This is a genomic window from Paenibacillus brasilensis, assembly GCF_009363115.1.
Taxonomy (GTDB): domain Bacteria; phylum Bacillota; class Bacilli; order Paenibacillales; family Paenibacillaceae; genus Paenibacillus; species Paenibacillus brasilensis.
In genome coordinates, this window is record NZ_CP045298.1 from 3196959 (window position 1) to 3219579 (window position 22621).

A 22621-nucleotide genomic window follows, 5' to 3' on the forward strand; every position below is an offset into this window, starting at 1 on the left:
TATATGAGCTGGGAATACTCAGAGAATATTTTAGTACAAAACAGCGCAGGAAACTTGCTCCATGATGCCTTGGATTGGAATGTTGTTTTCGCGTACAACAAGGAGGTTCTTGGCGAGAATGGAACTCTTGGTAGAAAGACATACAAGGAAATTGTCCTTCTGCGGTATCTCAAACAAGCCCTTTTTGATAACAATGACTGGCTAACGGAGGAATTATGTGAGGAAGCTGTCAAAAATCTGTTGACCTATTCTTCTTCTAATTTACTGATCCAAATCAACCAGCAAAAATACACTATGTTAAAGGATGGAATCCCTGTCCGTTTCAAGAAACCAAATGGCCAATTTGAGGATCGTCGCGTTATAGTATTCAACTTCAGTAAACCAGAGGAAAACCATTTTTTAGCGGTAAAAGAGATGAAAATTCATGGCAGTCTTCATCGACGCAGAACGGATATAGTTGGTTTTGTTAATGGTATCCCTCTTCTCTTCATTGAGCTTAAGAAACAAAATGTTGATGTAAGAGATGCCTTTGATTGCAACTACAGGGATTACAGGGACACAATTCCGCAATTATTTCATTTTAACGCCTTCTTGATGCTTTCCAATGGTCTTGAAGCGAAAGTTGGTACACTTGAAAGCAAGTATGAATTTTTTCATGAATGGAAGCGTTTGAAAGAAGAAGATGTGGGTTCCGTAGATTTGGAGACGATGCTGCGTGGCATCTGCAACAAGAAAAATTTCATGGATCTGTTTGAAAACTTCTTCCTATTTGATAATTCAGATGGAAAAACAGCAAAGATATTGGCACGTAATCACCAATATCTCGGGGTAAATGAGGCTGTTGAATCATATAAGGAACGTAAACTTAGACAAGGAAAGCTGGGTGTGTTTTGGCATACGCAAGGCAGTGGGAAAAGCTATTCGATGGTATTCCTTGCTAAAAAAATTCTCAGGAAATTTATGGGTTCTCCCACATTCGTCATCTTGACTGACCGGGATGAACTCAATAAGCAGATCAGTGATACCTTTGAAGCCTGTGGTTGTCTTGGCAGTGTGAAAGCGAATCAGTTCATTCCGTCTACTGGATCAAAGCTCGTAGAAATGCTTAAAGGGAATCCAAGTTTTATTTTTACGCTTATTCATAAATTTAATCAGACAGATATTGAACCGATCCTCCCGGTTCATGATATTATCATTTTATCTGACGAAGCACACCGGACACAAAGTGGCATCTTTGCTGATAACATGTGCGCACTTCTTCCGACTGCCTCACGAATCGGTTTCACGGGTACGCCTCTGTTCTCTTATGACAATATTACAGAGCGTACTTTTGGAAGCTACGTGTCTATTTACGATTTCAAACGGGCTGTCGAAGATGGCGCAACTGTACCGCTTTATTACGAAAACCGAGCGGACATGCTGGAAATTACAAATCCCGAAATTAACGATAAGCTAGTAGACGCAATTGAAGCAGCTAATTTGGATGTAAACAAGCAGGCAAAACTGGAACGTGAATTAGCCAAAGATATTCATATCCTTACCAGTAAGAAGCGGCTTGATAAAATAGCAAAAGATTTTGTAAATCACTATACCGAACTTTGGACAACCGGCAAAGCAATGTTTGTTTGCGTGAATAAAGTTACGGCAGTTCGCATGTACAACCTTGTTCAGAAATATTGGACTTTAAAAATAGCTGAAGTTGAAAAAACGCTAGAGGCAGCTTCGCAACAAGAAAATATGGACATTAACCGCCAGTTGAAATGGATGAAGGAAACAGAAATGGCCGTCATAGTAAGCCAGGAACAGAATGAAATTTCCACTTTTAGTAAGCTAAGTTTGGACATTAAACCGCACCGTGAAAAGATGGAAAAGCGAGAGATGGATAAGGATTTCAAAAATTCTAATCATCCATTCCGCATTGTGTTCGTCTGTGCAATGTGGCTGACCGGATTTGATGTTAAATCTTTGTCTACTATTTACATGGATAAGCCATTGAAGGCTCATACGTTGATGCAAACTATTGCCCGTGCAAATCGAGTCTGCGAAGGGAAAAGCAATGGATTGATTGTAGACTATGTCGGTGTAGTCAAAGCGCTTAGAAAAGCTCTAGCTGAGTATACAACTCAAAAGGGAGGAAGCACTTCCGATCCGACTCCGGATAAAGCGAAATTACTGGAGCGTATTTTCGAGCTTTTACAAGAAATCACGAATTACATGAAGGAAAAAGGATTCGAATTATCGAAATTGGTTCGTTCTTCTGGTTTTAAGAAGTTGGCATTGGTTAAAGAAGGTGCGAATGCTATGTGTGCTTCTAATGAAATTAGAAAACGATTTGAGATTATGGCTAGGGAGTTTTTTAAAATCTTTAAATATGTGGAGCGGCATGAAGTAACACATGACCATATGGCTTATAAGAATGCGATTAGTGCAGTTTACGAACAAATGCAGGAAAAACGTAAACGTTCGGAAACCACTGATTTGATGATTGAGCTTCATCATATCGTTAGTGAATATATTATTGTGCGCGACGACTTTAGAACTGCTGAAGAAGGAATGCGGTTTGATATCAGTCGCATTGATTTTGGAAGGCTGCAACAAGAATTTGCTAAAGTACAAAATTATAATCTTCTGCTTAAAGACCTGAAGGATCTTGTGGAAGAACGGCTTGCAGTCATGATGAGCCTAAATCCAGCTCGAATTAATTATTACGAGCGTTATCAGAAGATCATTGAGGAATTCAATGCCGAACAAGACAAGGCAGTAATTGAAAAGACCTTTATTGATCTCGCCAATTTTGTGAATGATCTAAATGAGGAAGAAAAACGCTATGCCCGTGAAGGATTTGATAGCGATGAAGAACTAGCGATATATGATCTTCTTATGAAAGATTCCTTGACCCCGAATGAGATTAAGAAAATAAAACAGCTATCGAAAATATTGCTTAAAAAAATCAAAACAAAAATCGCTGAACTCGACCATTGGACGGATAAAGAAGAGACAAAAGCGGTTGTAGATGTTCTCATCAGAGATACATTATGGAGCGAGTTGCCTGAAAGTTATGATGAATCTTTGCTTACTTACTATAGACAAAAATTATATGAGTTTGTCTATTCAGCATATCCAGCGGCGTAATTTCAACCACAATTCGATATCCACGAATGCTCATCAGATCATGAGAAAATGGGCAATAGTGTCACGTTGTCAAAGGAAGAGATTGTTGCATTGCGGGATTTGCTGAATGGGTTGGAGTTGTAGATTGAATTTGCCTCAAGGAGTTGAGCTTTTTTGAACTTAGATCAAGTACTATATACCTTAAAAACAGAATTCCCGAACAAAGCTATTGACCTGTCTGAGAGCTTGGAGCTTATAAAAGAAGTACTTAATGATACAATGAACAGTATAAACCATAAGTCAAACGACGCTTTCACTAAAAGAGACTTTGCTGCTAGACGGCAGTATGACGATATGGCGGTATTTATTCACGATTATGAGCAGCAGATTGATCAGTTTGTAGCTAATCTTAGTGTAGAGGCTATTGATTTAGTCAATGAAGACAACGATACAGATGAAGAAACCGAAAAGAATAAAATCCCCAATTATGCTGACTACATGGTTGATTCTAACGTTGAACATACTTTGTATGAGAATTTTACGCATAAGCGACCGTTTGCCTTTCGAATTAACGAGAAAAAATTGATAGAAGTGAAGACTTGGCAAGAAATGCTTAAAAAAACTGCCGAGTTATTGCTTTCTATAGATAGCGAAAAGTTTCTTGCTTTTGAACATATGCCTGGTATGAATGGAAAGAAAAATAAGTACATCTCAACGAAGCAAGAAGGGATAAGGAAACCTCAGTTAATCCTAGATAAAGTGTATATAGAGACACATATGAGCGGAAATGGCATACGAAATATATTGCTGAAGATGCTGAAAGCGTATGGGTTTAAGGCCACGGATTACAAGGTATACTTCCGCGCAGATTATACTGAGTTGAATCAGGAGTAATTTACATTGTATTTCCAAACAGCCGAGGGTATATAGCCCTCGGTTTTTCTTGTTCTCCTTAAAGCCTTGTCGTCATATAAACAATTCTCTGAACTTAACTCTTGCAATACGAATGTATATTTGTTATATTTCATACGAACACCAGTTCCTACTCATTGCAAGGAACGAGAAGCACTAAAATTGTTCGATCCCAATCATAAAATTTTCACCCAAACCAACAAACAGGAGGCTAAAATTTGTCCACTAATCCAACTCGAAATCAATACCAAATCAAGCTGTTCTACTTTAACGAAATCACGGTTCTAGGCGACCAACTTTGTGCGCCACAATCTAGCACTCGTACCATCACTGTATCGGACAGTATCTATCTCGATCAACTCAAACGAGTCATAACAAAGCATGATCCCCTAGTCGATGTTCCCGACGTAATCTTCATGCTCAAAGCTGATCAAATTGATGAAGATGATCCAGCCCAACTTGCACTGTTTGAACGTATATTACGAGATGGCATCTATTATAATGGAAGGAAATATGTCCGTTCAATTAAGTCACCTGCGATGGGACGTACTCAGAGAACAGAATTCATCCAAGAAGAATATGTTGCTGATCTGTATCGACACATTACACTCGGTAAAATGCCGCCACTCACTAATATCCATAAGTGGGAAGCAGCTCTAGGTGTTAGTCGCTCGGCAGCACAGCCAGTACCGTATATTCCACGTATCGTTGTTATTCTAGATTATGAAAAAGCTACGATCATTGAGGATGTATGGAAAGTGGAAAAGTGTGCTGAAGATTTGAAGCAACAGAAGTTAATATTCGAGGAAAAGGCAAAGCAACGTGAATATTTCAAAGCGAAGAAAGAATTGAAGCCATCCAAGGAACAATTACATAAGTTAGATCGTATACCGAACAAAGTAATCCCGTGGAATGGTCGTACAAAGTCCGTTCCTGATCCAAAAGACTATAAAACATTCAACGGATGGGATAAAGCAAATCGTCGTGTGAGGTTGGAAGAAATTCCTTTTCCTGTTCGTTCAGTTATGTATAATGACGAACTATACCCTTGCTATTCCATCGGGCAAACAGAAGAAATCCCAATCATCGCTATCAATGAAGAGTCCATCGGATTTAAACGAGTAGAGTATCCACAGTATGAAAATAAGAATGTCCAATTTTTCGATGGTCAAGGTTTAATGAGCTTCCAGTTTGCCGAGCGTATTGGACAACATCTGAACCTACCCTATTCACCTAATGCAGTTCAGGGAAGACTACCATATATCAAAGGTAACTTTATCCGATTCGATTTGCTGAAATGGTTCAAGGAAAATAGCATCACAGAAATAAAAGATGTTTTTGGTGAATCACAGTCGATCATCGACAAACAGGGTCGTCCTATTGATCTCATCCTTACAAAATCCTGCTTCAAAGCATGGCATCAATACAATGAGGGAGAAGCAAAGCCTAAGTGTCTGTTTGAAAATATAATGGAATATGAAGCCTCACTGAAAGTACATAATCATAACCACTTTTGGGTCGCCAATTATGCGAAGCCAGCATACCAGATGAACGCCTATACACCACTGACATACCAATATATTCATGCGCTGAATCTTACACTAAACGATTTGTTTCAATTAGCTACGCCTCTAATGGATGTCATCAAGCGTGTATTACATGGAGGAAAGAATGATCCCCATGGAAGGTGGCTTCGAGATATTGCTTACACGAAAGCGTTCCTACATATGCTAGTCCAAGAAGACGATGAACCTAAAGATGAAGATGAGGAATCTGACGAACAGCGAGATGAAGTAGCACAGGGGCAGAAGAAAGAGTTTATCAATGAAATTATCCAAGCTATAGATTTGAATGAATTGATGCTGTATGACGGTAATGTTCGCAAATTTATCGTGAAGCAAGCGATGTTGAAAGTACAGGATATGTTGAAAGGTCGCATCCCAATTCGTGGCAGCTACTTTTATTTGACCAACGATCCGATTGCATTTATGGAGCACGCCGCTGGAAATCCAGTAAAAGGTGTGTTGAAGAAGAACCAGGCTTTTATGAATCGGAAACGTGGAATGCATGCGTTATTCCGGTCACCGCTAACCATATTTAATGAAGTTGGCAAGCTAGATTTTGTACAAGTACATAACCGATATATGCGTCATTTAGACAATGTGATTGTTCTGAACTGTTGTGATTTAACACTTGCAAGGCTCGGACTAGGAGATGTGGACGGAGATACGGCTCTCTGTACCAACGATCCCACCATACTCTCAGCCGTGATCGATGCTCCTACGATTATCAATGAAGATGATAAAAAAGTAGCTGCACCTGTATCCAATAATATGGACAGCATCGTCAATATGGAACTGAAAAGCCTACATAACTTGACGGGTAGATGTACGAATGTGAATACGTATTTTCAAAATTTGGCTTTGGAGGAAGGGAGCCTTCAAGCGCGTGTTTTGGAAAACTCCGTTTTAAAATTTCTCCAAGGTCAAATCATTGATGCGACCAAAAATGGACTGGAAGTAGAGATTCCATATGTGCTGGATCGTCTGGCTATCCAAATGCCATATTTCTTTCGTTTTGTGAATGGTGGTAAAGCTGAGGATTATCAGCACTCGATGAAATCGCCGTTTAATCAATTTTGTGTCAAGGCAGAAAAGTACATAGATGACAAGTTCCAGATGAAAGACGGGAAACTGGATAAGTCTATTTTGGGCATCGAAAGCACGAGACAATTGTTACAGGATATGAGCAAGGTTAGTCAGACCAAGTTTCTGAGCTATTTAGCTCGCATTGAGCCACTATACCAAGAATACAACGAGCAGAAAAGACCAATAGATCATCGCTTGATGGAATTTAACAAACTGAAAAAATGGCAACGAGACAATGATACCCGAAAAGCAATCAGCGTGGAATACGCTAGGTTAAGAGAGGAATACAAGACTCAGTGTGAAGAGATCTGTCCGTACCCTTCAATACTTGCCAGTGTTGCTGTGGAGATCGCATATCAAACCTACAGAACGTACTCCTTTGCATGGCTGTTTGTAGATGGACTACTGGAAAATCTAAAGCAGCATGAAAATGTGATGAAGAGGGAAGTACGAAGAGTGAACCGTCTTACGAATCGAAATATGGAAGGCAAAGAACTTACCGTTCACACTGGTATCGCTGCAATAGATGATTTGAAATTTCCATTCCATGTACCGGATGGTGTGTATTCATTATTTGAGATCATGGGGCAATTCTTTATTGGCTATGAAGCTGAACGAGAAACCGTAGTACAAATCAGTAATACGCCTTCTATGCTGGATGGGAGAAGTACAAGACGAACATTGAAGAATTATCCGCTTGCCTTCAGCACTTTGAAAAAGTCGGAGGAAGAATCCCAGTTGGTGGCTGACCAGGTTTTGGGCAAGAAATTGTGGGTTCAGGTGGTCGAGTATCGTTATGTTCATATTGTAGATGAGCATGGAGAAAGGAAATGTATAATCCCACGAGATCAGGTCATCCGTCGAGATGAGGGGTTATCCTTCCTAGATTTTGATGGTGCAGCAATTGAATTTTTAACCATTGAAAAAGTCACGAAATCGAGCTTTAAGGCTGTAGTCCATATCGAATAAATTGAATCATAGGTCTGTCATGATAGGCGCCTGTTAACACTGGCGCTTGGGTGATACCTGTTAAAAGGGTGCAATTCCACAATGAGAGGAGTGAATTTGAATGAGCTACTTTTATTGTTATGATATTCATTTGTTTAATTATCTGACAAGTAAAGGTTTTTCATTTATAACGAAGGCACGACACTATAAGACGAATGTTTTATTTTCCATGTATCTGAAAACGCCAGAACTATCTGTAGCCATTGATGAATGGGAAGCAACAAATCATTAAAATGTAGATGTTAGAAATGATGTGAGGAGCATTTGATGAGAATTGATGATTATAAGCCAAAGCAAAATGTAACTGAGAAGATAAACGGGGAGGAAGTTGAATGGAAAAATGGAGATATCGTTTTAATTAGCAGTGGGACAGCATCAGGTAAATCCTATTTTATTCGAAACAAGCTGGAAAAACTAGCGGATCAGCAAAATGTAAATATCCTTTTATTGGTTAACCGAAAGAACCTGTATAAACAGAATAAAGAAGCTATCGACAATTCACTGTTTTCAAGAATCAAAGTGGAATTATATCAAACGATTGAGAACCAGTTAAACAATGACGAGGAGTATGATTTTTCTCCCTATACATACATTGTGTGTGATGAGTCGCATTACTTTACTACGGACAGTGGATTTAATGATAATTCCGATGATTCCCTTCAAGCTATACTCGGTCTACAATCTCAAATTAGGATTTTTATGTCCGCAACGGGTCATGTGTTATTCTCTTACATAAAGGATCAGTACAGACATAAGCTCAAACGAACCGGAAATAAGATATGGACGTACTCCATACCAATAAAATTCAATCAGATTACATCGTTATCCTTTTATACAGACTTTTATGCAGTAGAAAAATGGATTAAGCGCAAATTCAATAAAACTAACGATAAAATTATATATTTTGCAGACACGATCCAAAAGGCTTTTGAGCTTCATGTGAAGTATGACGATTCATTATTCGTATGCAGTAAAAGCAGCAGCAAAAACAGAAAGTATCTCAAACATGTAGATGATGATCAAGTGGAGTCCATGGTCAAGCAAAATAGGTTTGACTGTAAATATCTATTCACCACGACAGTGCTTGATAATGGTTTTGATTTGAAGGATGAGCACATAAAATTAATTGTATGCGATATATTTGACGTGGATACGATGCTACAGTGTATTGGGCGAAAGAGATTCAAGAATGACCAGGATAAGGTTCATGTGGTGTTGCTGAATAGAAACAATAGGAAATTGAATAATTATTTGAATTCAGTCCAGATGAAACTGGATGAGGCAGACGCTTTTATTCATGGTGGAGTTGAAGAATGGAAAAAGCTAGTGGGTAAATTTTCGAGGAAATCCAATTACATCATTAAAAATAATGTTTCGAGTGATGGCAAATATATATCGAAGAAGACAGTGTCTAGAGTTAAATATCTTCAAGCTGTAGCTACGAGAGATCGGATCAAAGCAATGCTGGATCAGAACAGAGAAACCAATAATTTCAGGGAAGAAACTGGAGGGAGAAAGGAAAGCGATGCCTATATGATGTACATTTCGAATTTATTACATAAAAATAAAATCACGTTGATTGAGAAACTATTTGAGCAAGAAGAATTATGTAGCTATTTAGAAACAATAGTAGGTAAAAGAATATATAAAGACGGTCAAAAACAAGTCATTGAAAAATTTGATATCAAGGATTATCGAGGTAGATTACAAAAGGATATTAGCCAATTACAGTCCTACCTCCAATCGAATCAATTGAAATATGCGATTGGTAGTTTTCCAGATAACCGAAAAAAGTTAGAAGATGGAAGCAACAATCCCCATAAAGGGAAGCGATATTGGTTAGTTGGCAAACTTAGTGGATAATCCGGTTGTAACAAAAAAATCAAATTTTTCTCATTTTCGATATTGCCAAAAAGGTAGTAGATATAAGGTTTTTTTTAATCTCGGACAGCAAATTGTGGAGTAATGCTATATATATACATGTATCCATGATTTGCTGTCCAGATGATAAAAAAGTCAATGAAATCAACCGTTTTTAGAATTAAGGAAAGTTAGAAAATTACGAAAAAGTGAACTTAATGAGCCGCAAAGGGGTTGGGTGTGGGAGGGGAAACGGCGGCAAGCGATACTACCGTTTACGAAGCGCAGCGAAGTGGTTTTATCGCCCAGAGTTTCCCCTATCCCACGAGTAGATGAATAATAGTTCCATTAAAACTAATTTTACATAATGATTAGAGAATTTATTAAATAGACTATTTGATGTAGTAGGGTGCTTCGCACAGGGCTTGTCAGCCCGTAGAGAGGTCGTGATGTGAATAACACGGCTAATTCAATAGAGTTATAGATTATCGCTTTAAAATTTTCATGTTTCATATTGAATTTTAATCTTGCTCAAAAAAATCGAAAAAGGGAGAGATTTTAAACTTGGATTTGATCACAACTCAGGATTGGACAAAATTTAGGAATTTAGAAACATTGCCACAAAAAGCTGGGGTCAGCCGGGACAAACTCGGACTATTGGTTGCGAAGGAATTAGCAGATAATGCGCTGGATCATTGTGGACACTGTGAAGTGGGATATGTGGAACCAAATGGATTCTATGTGAAGGATCAGGGTAGAGGGATCAATCCTGAATTATTGGCAGAGTTATTCTCCATTAATCGTCCGTTTCTGTCCAGTAAAATATTACGGATGCCAACTCGGGGTGTATTGGGAAATGGACTTCGTGTCGTGTCGGGTGCGGTTATTGCTTCGGGTGGGAGTTTACATGTAACCACACGAGGACAACGATATCAGATTCATTTCCAAGCAGATGGAACCTCTACGGCTAAGCGAGTAGGAGATTCTCCTCATACGGGAACGAAGATTGAGATTCAATTTGGTCATTCGTTAAAGCCAGACCTACATTGGGCAGAATTAGCCATTCAGTATAATCAAGGCGAAGAGTATAAGGGGAGAACATCTGGCTATTGGTACACGTCAGAAGCATTTTATGAATTGTGCCAAGGTTATACAGGTAGTGTACGCGAGTTGGTTGCAGAGTTTGATGGTTGCACAGGGACGAAAGCTGGAAAAGTGGCAAGCGACTATAAAAACAAATGGGTTCAATCGCTTTTGTTTGATGAAACGGAATTATTGCTTGGTGCGATTCGGAATCACAGTAAACAGGTCAATGGATCTCGTTACAGTAGTATGAATGGAATAACGGGTTATGAATATTACAAGTCCAGCGGTGAATTTACAGTGAAAAGTGGTAGAGGAATATATAACGCCGAAATCCCGTTTACAGTTGAAGCTTGGGTTGATTTCAATAAGTCTTCTGGACTGGATATCCTCGTCAATAAATCTCCGACTACAGGATGGAACCAACTTAGCGTAGATAAAAAATCAGTTACCATATTCGCAAGTGGCTTCTATGAAAAAATTGCAATAAAACCTTGTCACATTATTCTGAATATCACTACTCCCTATATGCCGATTGTGAGTGATGGTAAGGAGCCTGATCTAAACTGGATGAAGAATGAAATTAAAGAAGCTATTCAGAAGGCAACGAAACGAGCGAAGAAGCATATAAGCAAAACGGATAAGAAGAAGTCACAGAAGGATATCATTTTGACTCATTTACAGGCAGCCATCGACAAAGCAAGTGGTAACGGTAAGTATCCTTTTAGCTTACGGCAACTGTATTATGCCATACGTCCTTACATCATCTCAGAGTTAGGTCGGCAACTTGAGTATGGAAATTTTTGTGGAATCATCACCAACTATGAAAATGAATGCGGAGAGATTCCTAATTTGTATCGGGATAATCGAGGTGTATTGTATCATCCGCATACAGGTAAGGATATTCCTATCGGTACATTGACGGTTCAAGACTATAGTCGACCGAATTGGACATTTAATAAAATCCTATATTGCGAAAAGGAAGGTTTATTCCCATTATTAAAACAGGCAAAATTTCCTGAACGGTATGATTGTGCGTTGGTCACGTCGAAGGGATATGCCAGTCGAGCCGTTAAGGATTTGCTGGATATGTTGGGGGAAACAGAGGAGGAACTGCAATTCTTCTGTATCCATGACGCTGATGCTGCTGGAACTAAAATCTATGAGACATTGGTGGAGGAGACGAAAGCTCGCCCAGGTCGAAAAGTACGAGTGATTAATTTGGGACTTGATCCAGAGGAAGCTGTTCATATGGGGCTAGAAGTAGAAAAGTTAGAAAGGAAAAGAGACGAGAAGCCAGTAGCGAGTTATGTTGCTGGCGAATGGAAAGATTGGCTACAAACGAATCGAGTCGAATTGAACGCCATGGATTCCGAGTTATTTGTTTCTTGGCTGGAAAGGAAGATGTCTGAGTATGATAAAGGCAAGGTCATTCCGGATTCATCAACGCTTACTCGTAGCTTGGAACAAAGCATTCAACAACGTGTGGAGCAAGAAATAATGAATGAAATTCTACGAGAAGCCCATTGGGAAGAACGTGTACGTCAGCGAATGCTTCACCTTTCGCCTGGTTTAAACGAACGTTGTGGACAATTAGATGAAAAAGTATCTATCTTACTGAGCAATCAACGGGAACAATGTTGGCGAGATATCATTGACGATATGAGCCATCAGATTGAATTGTAGAAGTTAGATTTAAAAATTGTAGTTTTTCGAGAAGAAATTTAGCAAGTTGAATGATGATTGAAATATTGAAAATTTAAAATTACATATTATACACAGGAACTCTGGCTACGAGCTAGGGTTCCTTTTTCATTTAGAGAGGAGAAATATAAATGCTATTAATGTTACAAGCAATAATCATAGAAATATTACGATTTGTTACTGTAGTTGGTGTGTTTTTCACCTGGATGTGGATTGGAAATCAAATTCGTAAACGTAGAAACGTTAAATCCGTACATAAAAAACGCCAGAAATAATGAGAAAGCTGTAGATTATGTAGCAACGAGTATTCAGAGTTATGGATTTAAAAATCCGATTCTGATTGACAGTAATCATGAAATCATAGCAGGTCATACTCGTTTGCTAGCTGCTAAGAAGCTTGGATTAAAGGAAGTCCCAACAATACTGGTTGATGATTTAACACCAGAACAGGTCAAAGCTTTTAGAATAGCTGATAACAAAACGGCTGAGTATGCAGATTGGAATTTTGAATTGTTGGCGCAGGAACTGGAAGAATTAAAGCTGGCTGATTATGATCTTTCTCTAACTGGATTTGATATGAGCGAGTGTGAGAAATTGTTGGATACATTGCATGAAGATACAGCCGATGATGAGGATGATTTTAATGTAGAAGAAGCATTACCTGAACATCCGGTCACTCATAAAGGTGATATTTGGCTACTTGGGAAGCATAGGCTCATCTGCGGTGACTCGACTAATCCACACGATATCGCAACATTGATGAATGGTAAGAAGGCTCAGCTCATTGTAACTGACCCGCCCTACAACGTGGACTATACAGGCAAGACGAAGGATGCTCTGAAAATTGAGAACGATAAAATGGACAATCACCAGTTTTATGATTTCCTATTGGCTGCCTATACTCAAATGTATGAAGTAGCTGATGACGGAGCAAGTATCTATGTATTCCATGCTGATAGTGAGGGCTTGAATTCTAGGAAGGCATTTATCGAAGCTGGATTCAAACTAGCACAATGCTGTATCTGGGCAAAGCAAGCGATGGTAATGGGTAGACAGGATTATCACTGGATGCATGAACCCGTATTATACGGTTGGAAGCCGACAGGTGGACACTACTGGAATAGTGATCGGAAGCAAACGACACTTTGGCAATTTGATCGCCCATTCCGAAATGAATATCATCCCACGATGAAGCCGATTCCCTTGATTAGTTACCCGATCAAGAATTCGAGCAAGCTTGGTGATATCGTATTTGATCCATTTGGTGGTTCAGGTTCAACGTTGATTGCTTGTGAGGAAACGGATCGAATTTGCTATACAAGTGAGTTTGATCCCAAATATGTAGATGTGATTGTGAAGCGGTATATTGCCTACGTTGGCGATAATAGCGGCGTTTATCTGATTCGAGATGGTAAGCAATTTAGCTACCAAGAAGTTGTTGCTGAGTCGGCAAGGTCAGAGGTATCATGTGCTGACTAAACCGAAAGGGTGATTGAATTGGGGAAGGCAAAAGTGAATATGGTGATTCGATTCCTGAAGGGCATGCAAGCCGAAAAGGTAAATGTGCTAGGGGCTGAGGAAGCTCAGGAAGACAATGAATTGATTCAGAAGGTGATTGAGGATATCGAGTTGTTTTACGAGGCTGAGTTAGAAGGGTAAGCTGGAATACATATAGGGAATGGGCTACTATAGCTTGTTCCCTTTTTTCGTGCTAGAGGTGAAAGATGAGCAAAAATAATGACAAGTCAAAAAGGAATAAGCCAAAGATACTGACCAAGTATGATCAATTTGTTGTGCCGAGACTGAAGGATATCCCCATTTGGGTACGTGAAGGAGCAACAGATGAAGAGATTGCGAAACGACTGAATATTCATATTTGGACATTAGGTGATTATCGTAGGAAACATCCAAAATTTGCGGAAGCATTGGAACGTCCATCCAAGTGGGAAACACATGTATATCCTAGATTAGCGGAGATTCAACAGTGGTTCGAGGAAGGCGTGAATGCGGAGGACATTATCAGGAAACTCGATATCGGTAAAACGACTTGGTACGAGTATATTGATAAGCATCCGATGCTGGCTGAACTAGTCAAATGGAGCAGATCAATCCCTATTTCACACGTGGAAAATTCACTTTTGAAAGCTGCTACAGGATATGAATATGAGGAAATTCGTACAATAGTTGAAGAGGACAAAAATGGAAAAAAGAAGACGAGAATTGAGAAAGTGAAACGATATCAGCCTCCCAATCCGACAGCGATGATTTTCTACTTAAAGAACCGTGCACCTAACGAGTGGAATGATCGACGTGAGCTGGTGGTGAATACAAAAGCACTGGAACAGGAGCGCAAGCAACTATTTTTGGATATGATCGAAGCGGATGTAGTGGATGCCGACTATGAAGCTATTGAGGAAACGGTAGAGATTGAGGAAGGATATATAAAGCCGGATGATTCGCAGTCGTAACGTTATGTCGTCAGTATTTGTATAGATAAACGCCCATTTCAGCCCTGAATGAGCCTGTAAATTGCCCAAACTCAGTGCATAAGATAAGTTATGCAATCAGTGGACTTTCCCCCACATCAACGGTATGATGTGACACACAAGCGAAGGGTGGGGGCGAATATGGACTATATTCAAGGGTTTGAAGCACATTTACGGAGCAAGGATCGAAGCAAGAACACAGTTTCGTGCTACATCCGGGACGTGTTGCAGTTTATAACCTAGTATCAAAGGAAAACGGAATATGGACTGGACAAGTGGATTGAATTGGATGGCGTGGAGTACAAGAAATATCTGCAAAGCACCAACCAAGCGATACTCACCATCAACCGCAAGATTGCCAGTATCAACGTATTTGCTCAGTGGATGCACCAACAAGGATATATTAAGGAAGAAATACATATCGAAGCGGTTAGGAACAAGGTTGTTCGGCAATACAAAGGGTTAGCGGAAAAGGATTTGTGGAAGCTGCGGAATGAAATTCACCGTATGGGCAATCGGATGCATATCTGTGTGATTGAATTGTTGCTGGGAACAGGAATACGGGTTAGCGAATTGGTTGGTATCAAGCTGAAAGATATTGAAATCAGTGAACGCAAAGGATTATTGAAGGTATTCGGTAAAGGGAATTCCTTTCGTACTATTCCATTAAATAAGGAAGTGCGAAAAGCCATTACCCGATATCTTGAAGTCAGACCACAAGTGGAATCACAATATCTATGTATTGGGCAGCGAGGGTCATTGGAACGGAATGCAATCAACCTGATTCTGAATAAATATGGGGATCGAATCAACGTGAAGGTGACGCCACATATGCTTAGACATACACTTGGCTATAAGCTGGTGAAAACGACTCCCTTGACGACCATCCAGCAAATCCTTGGACATGACCACGTAGCGACCACCAATATCTATACACTAACAACACAGCAGGATATGGTTGAAGCTTTGGCCAATATCGAGTGGTGAGAAGCCACTCTTTTTGTCGTGGAGGGAGGGGTTCTTCTATGTAGATAATCGGAGCCGCCAGCAAAGGGCGCAGAAATTTTTGTGATGATTTTATAGTGAATATGAGAAAGGAGCCGCAACAATTGAAACGATAAACCAAGAACAACAACGCCAAGCTGAGCTACTTAAGCAGTATATGGAGAAGCATTTTAGACCACCGAAAATGAAACAATTGATCGAGACATTCAGCTTCTCCGAACTAAGAAAGCTTATCGGTGAGATGGACATCGAATTTTTCGCTTTAGCCTATTTTCCTAAATACTTTGATCGAGCGTTTGGACAGTTTCACAAAGAGTTATTTTCGGAATTAAGACATATGCTTGCGAATACAGGACTGATTACAGCTTTCGGACTCCCAAGGGAGCATGGAAAGTCAACGATCAGTTCTTTTTTATTTCCGCTGTATGCGACTTTATATGATAAATCTCAGTTTACATTGATTATATCTGCCACAGAGCAGATTGCATTGCCGTTCCTCGATATGATCAAAGATGAGCTAGAAACGAATACGATGTTGATTGAGGATTTTGGGATTCGTAAAGGGAGCCGTTGGAACAACAATGAAATATGGCTCAAGAGTAAAGGTGGACTGGACTCCTGCATTATGATTCGTGGTATAGATGGTAGTTTGAGAGGTATTCACTATAAGCATCACCGTCCTACTTTGGTTCTAATGGATGATTTGCTCAAGGAGGATACGGCTCGCTCCGAAGCCAAGCGAGAACAAATTAAAAATACGTTTACGGATGTCATTCTGCCTATTGGCACAAGGGATACGAATATTCTGATCTGTGGAACGATTTTGAATGAAGAAGATATTATGGCCGATTTACTCAAGGGTAAAATCCCTGGTGTGCGAAGTGTTCGTAAAGCAGCCGTGCTTCAGTTTTCAGAACGGGATGATTTATGGTCAGAGTGGGAGCGACAATATAATAATCTCCAAGACGAGGATAGGATCAATACGGCTTTGACTTTTTTTATGGCTCATGAGGAGGAAATGCTGAAGGGTACGGAAATCCTGTGGAGTGAGTACTTGGATTACTATTATCTCATGTGCAAAAAGCAAGCCATGGGTGAAAAGAGTTTCTATAAAGAATTGCAGAATGATCCGTGCTCAACTGATGAGTACATATTTCAGAATCTCATGTATTGGGACAGGTCGCCTGAGTTTGAGGATATGGAAATGGCGATGTATATTGATCCAGCGATTAAAGCCGGAAAGAAGAATGACTATTCGGCCATTTCGATTATTGGACAGCATCGCAAAACAAAGCAGATGTATGTGATCGATGGCAATATCTATAAACTGTTGCCGGATGATTTGTTTCAAGTAGCCATTGAAAAATTGGAGCTTTACCCTGTAGATAAGCTGGGTTTTGAAGTGAATCAGGCACAAAGCTATATGAAGCAAAAGTTTGAAGAAGAGTTATGGAAAGCGAAGATACATACGCCCGTAGAAAGTGTGCATTCCAGAGGGCAGAAGCATGAACGTATTATTAGCTTGGAGCCGGAAGTGAAGAAGGGTCATATTCTGTTCAATGCAGATAACCTCAGGTACAATCATCAGGTGAAGGATTACAATCGAAACTGTACGTATGATGACGCGCCAGATAGTTTGTATGGGGCTGTTCAATTGATTCAGTCGGTCAAGAGTCTGAAATTTTATGATCGTAGCTTGTTGTTCTGAGGGTTCTGCCGGATACTCATTCTTTATTTTGATCTAATCCCGTTAAGCTAACTGGCAGGTTAGTTTCAATATGTTGTAGTATGTTGGTGTATAGCTACATTTATTTCTATATCCATTCTTAGGAGGTTCTCAAGAATGCCTTATCCGATGGTTCATTTTGCTATAGCTTTAGAACTTTGTTCGCGTACTCCATCTTCTAGTTTCTTAATAGGGAGTATTGCTCCAGATGCTGTCCATGTAAGGGGGAATGTGGCAAGAAATGAAAAGGGTAATACACATTTTGTTTGTGAAGATAGATTTCCTAGTATTGAAGTACTTAAGGAAAGATGTCAGTATTATTTAAACCTAAATGATGAGGCTAGCTGGAAAGATTACGTACTGGGATATTTTGCTCATATCTATGCGGACATAAGATGGACGGAAACAGTTTATTCGAATTTTGAACGTGAGTACCGAGGAGAAAAAGATAAAATAAGAAAAATTTATGATATAGAGTCAAATCAGGTAGAATTTAATTTAATTAGGAGAGAAGAATGGGCAGAAGATGTTCTCAACAAGCTCTATGTAGGAAGTGCCTATAGTATTGAACCGTTATTAACTCAAATTGAAGTAAGCCAATACCGAGATATAAAGCTACAGTGGTTACGCAATAAGGACAATGAACCCCAGATAACTCCAATTTATTTAAAAGAAGATATGGTTAAGAGTTTTGTTACAAAGACATCGCATGAGCTTACCGACTTATATAAAGAATGGGGAATCGAGTCTCTCGAAGCTAAGAAATTTTGAGCTAACGACCTATTTTGAAAGGGAGAAATTTTTTGCAAGTAACTGAAAGCATCATTATAGAGTGTCTAAATGAACTCCAATTGGCTGCATTAGCCAAACAGAAATATGCAGATTACTACAATGGTCAGCATGCTATTCTCAAGAACTATGCGATGCAAGAAAGCCGCAGCAACCAAAAACTCATTTTCAATTTCCCACGTAAGTTGTAGATAATGAAGTGGGCTACCTGCTCGGTAAGCCAGTAAACTATGTGTCCAAGTCGGATCAGGATGAAGCCATACATAATATAGATGTACATATGAGTCATTGGGACAAGGAGCATAATCTACAGCTTCGGAAACAATCCGAAATCTTTGGTGAGAGCTTTGAATTGAACTATATCGACTCGGATGGCCAGTTTTCAGCCACGGTGCTATCTCCTTTGAATGCCTATGTACTGGAAGATGAAACAGCAGAAAGAAACGTATTACTTGGGTTACATAAATTCACGAGACGGTTTGATAAACAAGTGTATCTGGACGTGTATACTGATCATGAAATTCTACACTATACAATCGGCAACGATGAAAAACACAATTGGAGTAGGCCAAACCAAGCACCTGAATTAAAATATATCGGCAAACACAATCACATTTTTGGAAGAGTACCACTTATCTCCTGTCCAGCCAATACGGAGAGAAAAAGTGGCTTCCATGATGTGATTTCTTTATTTGATGCCTATAACGCATTGAATTCCGATTTGGTCAATGAAATCGCAGATCATCGCAATGCCTATCTCGTGATTGAGAATGCCAAGCTTGAAACTGAGGACTTATTGAATATGAAGAAGATGGGCATTATTCAAGTTCCGGCTGGGGGAAAGGTAAGCTGGCTTACGAAGGAGATTAACGATTCTTTTGTAAAGAACGAGCTGGATAATATTGAACGCAAAATCTTCGATATGATGGATCAGGTTAACTTCAATGAGAATTGGGCCAGTAATACGTCTTCCTTGGCTCTGCGAAATAAGCTGCTGAATTTGGAGAATCGAGTGGCAATGAGGGAAGCTTTGATGGAAAAGGCAATCAAGCAGCGTCTACGAAATTTCTTTACCTACCTGCACATTAAAGAAGGCGTTCAATATGATTACCGTAATATCGCGGTGAAGTTTACTCGTAATTTGCCAACAGATTTGGTGGGGATGGCAGATGTGATTGTGAAATTGCAACAAGTCGTATCTCAGGAAACGTTGCTCACGTTGCTTCCGTTTGTTGAGAATCCAAAGCTGGAATTCAATAAATTTCATTCGGAGCAGCAACGATTAGCAGATGTGAGTAAGGAGAAATCGAATGCAGAATAAAAATAGGTTCAAGCGGTTGGTGAAGAATAATTGTGCATGCTATCTTGGAGTAAAACACGGTATCTCCAATTATTGCTGCTTACAAGATGGCCCATGTGTATTTTTTGGACAAGACGATCCTCTGCCTCATTGTACTTATTTTGAAAATGGAGTGTTGCCAAAGCTGGAGCGAGAATATAAGTCTGAACGTGATGTAGAGACTAAGCCTAAGACAGCAAAGCCGAGGGTGAACTGTACACGTTGTGGAGGAACATTTTCGGCAAATTCGAATCGGCAGAAATATTGTGAGAAATGCAGAGGTAAGGCGAGAAAAGAAAATATCAGGATACGTGTTCGGAAGTTCAGACAAAAAGACGGCTCGATGTAACGCTTTAGGGGTTGAAAAAGTCATATAAACTAAGGGTTAAAAACAACCCAAAATGAGGAGTTGGTATGTTTGTACCTATTTCTCGTTTTTACGTTTTCTAAAGCGTTACATCATTGTACTGAGCATGATATTCAATATTATACAGTTTCAGCATACATATACGTTTCTGAAGTTTAGGCAAACAATAGGCTTGATGTAACGCTTTAGGCTGTCAAAAATCCAAATAAAATAAGGATGAAAAATACCCAAAAGTGGGGAGCGGGTATGTAGGTCCTTTTGTTAGAAAAAAATGGTTAGACTAAGGAGGTGGAACGCCATTAAGCTAACGAAGTCTTTGGCAGTGTCCGAGGAGGAATACAACTCCGAATATGAAGAAATATGGAGGGGAAATTCTTATGAGCCAATCTTGATATTTGAAAAAAGAAAAATATAGGAATTATGATACGACAAAAAAGTATTGACACAAAAGTAATTAGCGACCATACTATATATATGAACAAGGATAATAAAGTAACAAAGGATATTGACGCTATTCCCTCGCTTGTACAATCCAAGCGTCAGATTGATCGCTATAACCTGGACCTAGACGCACAGGCTATACTCGTCGCGTCTAGGCTAATGGAAGCCGGAGCCAAGCTTGGACATGCCGCAGAGATTCATTTCTCCAGATTCGGTTTATCAACAGGACGATATCGTTTATTAGCAGACCTTGAAGATAACGAAGGAGAAGAGTTGCCCTCGCAATTAGCGGAGCATCTAGGTGTGACACGTGCTACAGTGACTGGTCTTATCGATACTCTTGAGCGAGATGGCCTAGTATCCCGGCGATCAAGTTCAGAGGATGGACGTCAGAAAGCGGTTATATTGACAGAGCAAGGTGCGAAGAAGCTTTTTGAAATGGCTCCTGAGCATTTCGCTCGGCTGGAAGCCATGGTGGGCTTACTGAATATTGAGGAGCGCAGCGTATTCCTCGACCTGTTAGGTCGAGTTACACAAGGTATATCGGCACTTACGGACGAACCAAAACGAACTAAAAAACACATCAATAATGAGTAGAACGGGCTAGTGAAGCTAGCCCATTTTCACTCTCATATAATTAGTTTCCTAATTATATGCTGCTGAGCAATTAAAAGAATTAAAGGAGCAACTAAATGAACAAGACGACAGAGTACCCCAATCAGACAGATGGTGTTTACGAAATCAAGTCTGCTGATTCTGGCACAAAGACTTTTGTACTGTGGCGTGAAGTTGTAATGGCCTATGCGTCTCCTGCCATTATGGCAGGTATCGGGGGATTGGTCACTGCCGACAAGGGGCTTCAAATAGGGGCCTTGACCACCATTGGTGGAGCCTCGGCTTTCTTGGCTTTGATGCTCGGCCTTTGGCTGCGCGGCAGAGGAGTACATAACCGACGGTGGATCATCGGCGCACCTCACTTGGTTGTGGTTGGGATGCTCGCGTTGATGGGAGCAACATTTGGGCTATTCGCCGCATGGGCGACATCTGGTTTACTAGAAATTATGATTCCGAGCAATCACTTGGCCTGGGTCAGTCGTGTCTGGATCGACTTCCCGTTGTCTGGATTCATAGCAAGCACGATAGTGACATGGCGGTGGCGTCTTGCCGTCACAACAAATTTTTCATCCAAAAGGAGAAGATAAAATGATAGTTATTATTGGAGCAACAGGTACGATAGGCAGTATGCTTTTAGAACGTTTGATTGATCTTGGCGTACCCGCCAGAGCGCTGAGCAGAGAGCCTGAGAAGTTGCGTGATCAGATTGGAGAAAAAGGCCGGTTGACTATCGAGGTAGCTTCGGCTGATGCTTCCGATCCTGAATCGCTACGGCGCGCGTTTGCAGGAGCTAGCCAACTCTTCCTATCCATGTCCAACAGTCCAATACAAGTCGAATTGGAAACTTCGATCATTCAGATTGCCGTCGAAGCTGGAATCAGACACATCGTAAAAATATCCAGTCCTGCCTATGAGAAAAGATCTCCAGTGGCAGTGGCCGGATGGCATCAAAAAATCGAGAAAACGCTGAGCGAATCGGGTCTCACCCACACCGTGCTGCGCCCTTATGCGTTCATGCAAAACTTATTGCGCCTTGCATCAACGATCACAACCCAGAATGTTTTCTTCGGCGCCATGGGCGATTCAGCCTGTAACTTCATTGACTGTCGTGATATCGCAGATGTCGCCGCAGAAGTTCTGACCAACCGCGAGGTGTCAGGCCAAATATATACGCTTACCGGTTCGGAGATCTTTAGCTATCCACAGATTGCGAGTCAACTATCAGCTCTGCTTAATCGGCCGATAAGCTACATCAACATGGAGCCTCAAGTACTACTCCGTAATCTAATCGAGCATGGGCATATGCCTCCTTGGCTCGCAAACCACGTTGTGGAAATTCAAACCATGTCTAAACTGGTACCTGAAAGTCCTAATGTCACTGTGAAGCGCTTGCTCGGCAGAGAGCCACGCACGTTAAACGCCTTTCTGCATGAGTGTGTAGATCATTTCCGGTAGAGGCGAGTCTACCTATTTTGAAATAAGTGTCGTTGGCAGCATCTTGCTCTGATATCATTTAAGTCATTGTAC

18 protein-coding genes are annotated in these 22621 nt (G+C 40.2%); all 18 read left to right on the forward strand.

From position 1 onward, the window contains the following. Positions 1-3 precede the first annotated feature (3 nt). The 18 genes from GCU48_RS15010 to GCU48_RS15080 all read left to right on the forward strand — a co-directional run bounded on the left by GCU48_RS15010 (position 4) and on the right by GCU48_RS15080 (position 22549). Positions 4-3132 carry a type I restriction endonuclease subunit R gene (locus tag GCU48_RS15010; protein ID WP_152380534.1) on the forward strand — a complete coding sequence of 1043 codons (3129 nt, stop codon included), beginning with the start codon at positions 4-6 and terminating at the stop codon, positions 3130-3132. A 153-nt stretch (positions 3133-3285) separates the two neighbouring features. Further along, positions 3286-4005, forward strand: coding sequence for a hypothetical protein (locus tag GCU48_RS15015; protein WP_152380535.1), 720 nt, complete (start codon positions 3286-3288; stop codon positions 4003-4005). A 236-nt stretch (positions 4006-4241) separates the two neighbouring features. Then, positions 4242-7640 (forward strand): RNA dependent RNA polymerase, encoded by a 3399-nt coding sequence (locus GCU48_RS15020; RefSeq protein ID WP_152380536.1) that lies wholly within the window; start codon positions 4242-4244, stop codon positions 7638-7640. Between the two features lie 100 nt (positions 7641-7740). After that, complete coding sequence (locus tag GCU48_RS26970) at positions 7741-7911, forward strand: hypothetical protein (RefSeq protein WP_165264052.1); 171 nt, start codon at positions 7741-7743, stop codon at positions 7909-7911. Between the two features lie 35 nt (positions 7912-7946). Then, positions 7947-9542, forward strand: a complete 1596-nt coding sequence (locus GCU48_RS15025; protein ID WP_152380537.1) for a DEAD/DEAH box helicase family protein — start codon at positions 7947-7949, stop codon at positions 9540-9542. A 612-nt stretch (positions 9543-10154) separates the two neighbouring features. After that, positions 10155-12308 (forward strand): ATP-binding protein, encoded by a 2154-nt coding sequence (locus tag GCU48_RS15030; RefSeq protein WP_167518703.1) that lies wholly within the window; start codon positions 10155-10157, stop codon positions 12306-12308. A gap of 231 nt (positions 12309-12539) precedes the next feature. Continuing rightward, complete coding sequence (locus GCU48_RS15035; RefSeq protein WP_152380539.1) at positions 12540-13805, forward strand: DNA modification methylase; 1266 nt, start codon at positions 12540-12542, stop codon at positions 13803-13805. 18 nt (positions 13806-13823) lie between these two features. Continuing rightward, positions 13824-13985 carry a hypothetical protein gene (locus GCU48_RS26975; protein WP_167438494.1) on the forward strand — a complete coding sequence of 54 codons (162 nt, stop codon included), beginning with the start codon at positions 13824-13826 and terminating at the stop codon, positions 13983-13985. A 65-nt stretch (positions 13986-14050) separates the two neighbouring features. Then, complete coding sequence (locus GCU48_RS15040; RefSeq protein ID WP_152380540.1) at positions 14051-14794, forward strand: transposase; 744 nt, start codon at positions 14051-14053, stop codon at positions 14792-14794. A 312-nt stretch (positions 14795-15106) separates the two neighbouring features. Next, complete coding sequence (locus GCU48_RS15045; protein ID WP_244316292.1) at positions 15107-15799, forward strand: tyrosine-type recombinase/integrase; 693 nt, start codon at positions 15107-15109, stop codon at positions 15797-15799. 202 nt (positions 15800-16001) lie between these two features. Beyond that, positions 16002-17525, forward strand: coding sequence for a phage terminase large subunit (terL, locus tag GCU48_RS15050; protein WP_244315672.1), 1524 nt, complete (start codon positions 16002-16004; stop codon positions 17523-17525). Positions 17526-17660: 135 nt separating this feature from the next. After that, entirely contained in the window at positions 17661-18314 is a 654-nt protein-coding gene (locus tag GCU48_RS15055) for a zinc dependent phospholipase C family protein (RefSeq protein WP_152380542.1), read from the forward strand. A gap of 32 nt (positions 18315-18346) precedes the next feature. Further along, positions 18347-18523, forward strand: coding sequence for a hypothetical protein (locus GCU48_RS28020; RefSeq protein ID WP_244315674.1), 177 nt, complete (start codon positions 18347-18349; stop codon positions 18521-18523). Between the two features lie 8 nt (positions 18524-18531). Then, on the forward strand, positions 18532-19653 hold the full coding sequence (locus GCU48_RS15060) for a phage portal protein (protein ID WP_244315676.1): 1122 nt from the start codon (positions 18532-18534) through the stop codon (positions 19651-19653). After that, positions 19643-20020 carry a hypothetical protein gene (locus GCU48_RS27365; RefSeq protein ID WP_152380543.1) on the forward strand — a complete coding sequence of 126 codons (378 nt, stop codon included), beginning with the start codon at positions 19643-19645 and terminating at the stop codon, positions 20018-20020. Before GCU48_RS15060 ends, GCU48_RS27365 begins: the two co-directional genes overlap by 11 nt. Before the next feature lie 492 nt (positions 20021-20512). Continuing rightward, positions 20513-21076, forward strand: a complete 564-nt coding sequence (locus GCU48_RS15070; protein WP_025717548.1) for a MarR family winged helix-turn-helix transcriptional regulator — start codon at positions 20513-20515, stop codon at positions 21074-21076. A 197-nt stretch (positions 21077-21273) separates the two neighbouring features. Further along, complete coding sequence (locus GCU48_RS15075) at positions 21274-21681, forward strand: hypothetical protein (protein WP_307500444.1); 408 nt, start codon at positions 21274-21276, stop codon at positions 21679-21681. Position 21682: 1 nt separating this feature from the next. Continuing rightward, complete coding sequence (locus tag GCU48_RS15080) at positions 21683-22549, forward strand: SDR family oxidoreductase (RefSeq protein WP_152380545.1); 867 nt, start codon at positions 21683-21685, stop codon at positions 22547-22549. Positions 22550-22621: the final 72 nt, after the last annotated feature.

What these genes read in the sequence shown, in the direction of transcription:
- GCU48_RS15080 (WP_152380545.1), top strand. Translation starts at nt 21,683, where the DNA reads ATGATAGTTATTATTGGAGCAACAGGTACGATAGGCAGTATGCTTTTA.
- GCU48_RS15040 (WP_152380540.1), top strand. Translation starts at nt 14,051, where the DNA reads ATGAGCAAAAATAATGACAAGTCAAAAAGGAATAAGCCAAAGATACTG.
- GCU48_RS15055 (WP_152380542.1), top strand. Translation starts at nt 17,661, where the DNA reads ATGCCTTATCCGATGGTTCATTTTGCTATAGCTTTAGAACTTTGTTCG.
- GCU48_RS15010 (WP_152380534.1), top strand. Translation starts at nt 4, where the DNA reads ATGAGCTGGGAATACTCAGAGAATATTTTAGTACAAAACAGCGCAGGA.
- GCU48_RS15075 (WP_307500444.1), top strand. Translation starts at nt 21,274, where the DNA reads ATGGCCTATGCGTCTCCTGCCATTATGGCAGGTATCGGGGGATTGGTC.
- GCU48_RS15025 (WP_152380537.1), top strand. Translation starts at nt 7,947, where the DNA reads ATGAGAATTGATGATTATAAGCCAAAGCAAAATGTAACTGAGAAGATA.
- terL (WP_244315672.1), top strand. Translation starts at nt 16,002, where the DNA reads ATGAAACAATTGATCGAGACATTCAGCTTCTCCGAACTAAGAAAGCTT.
- GCU48_RS27365 (WP_152380543.1), top strand. Translation starts at nt 19,643, where the DNA reads ATGCAGAATAAAAATAGGTTCAAGCGGTTGGTGAAGAATAATTGTGCA.
- GCU48_RS15070 (WP_025717548.1), top strand. Translation starts at nt 20,513, where the DNA reads ATGAACAAGGATAATAAAGTAACAAAGGATATTGACGCTATTCCCTCG.
- GCU48_RS26970 (WP_165264052.1), top strand. Translation starts at nt 7,741, where the DNA reads ATGAGCTACTTTTATTGTTATGATATTCATTTGTTTAATTATCTGACA.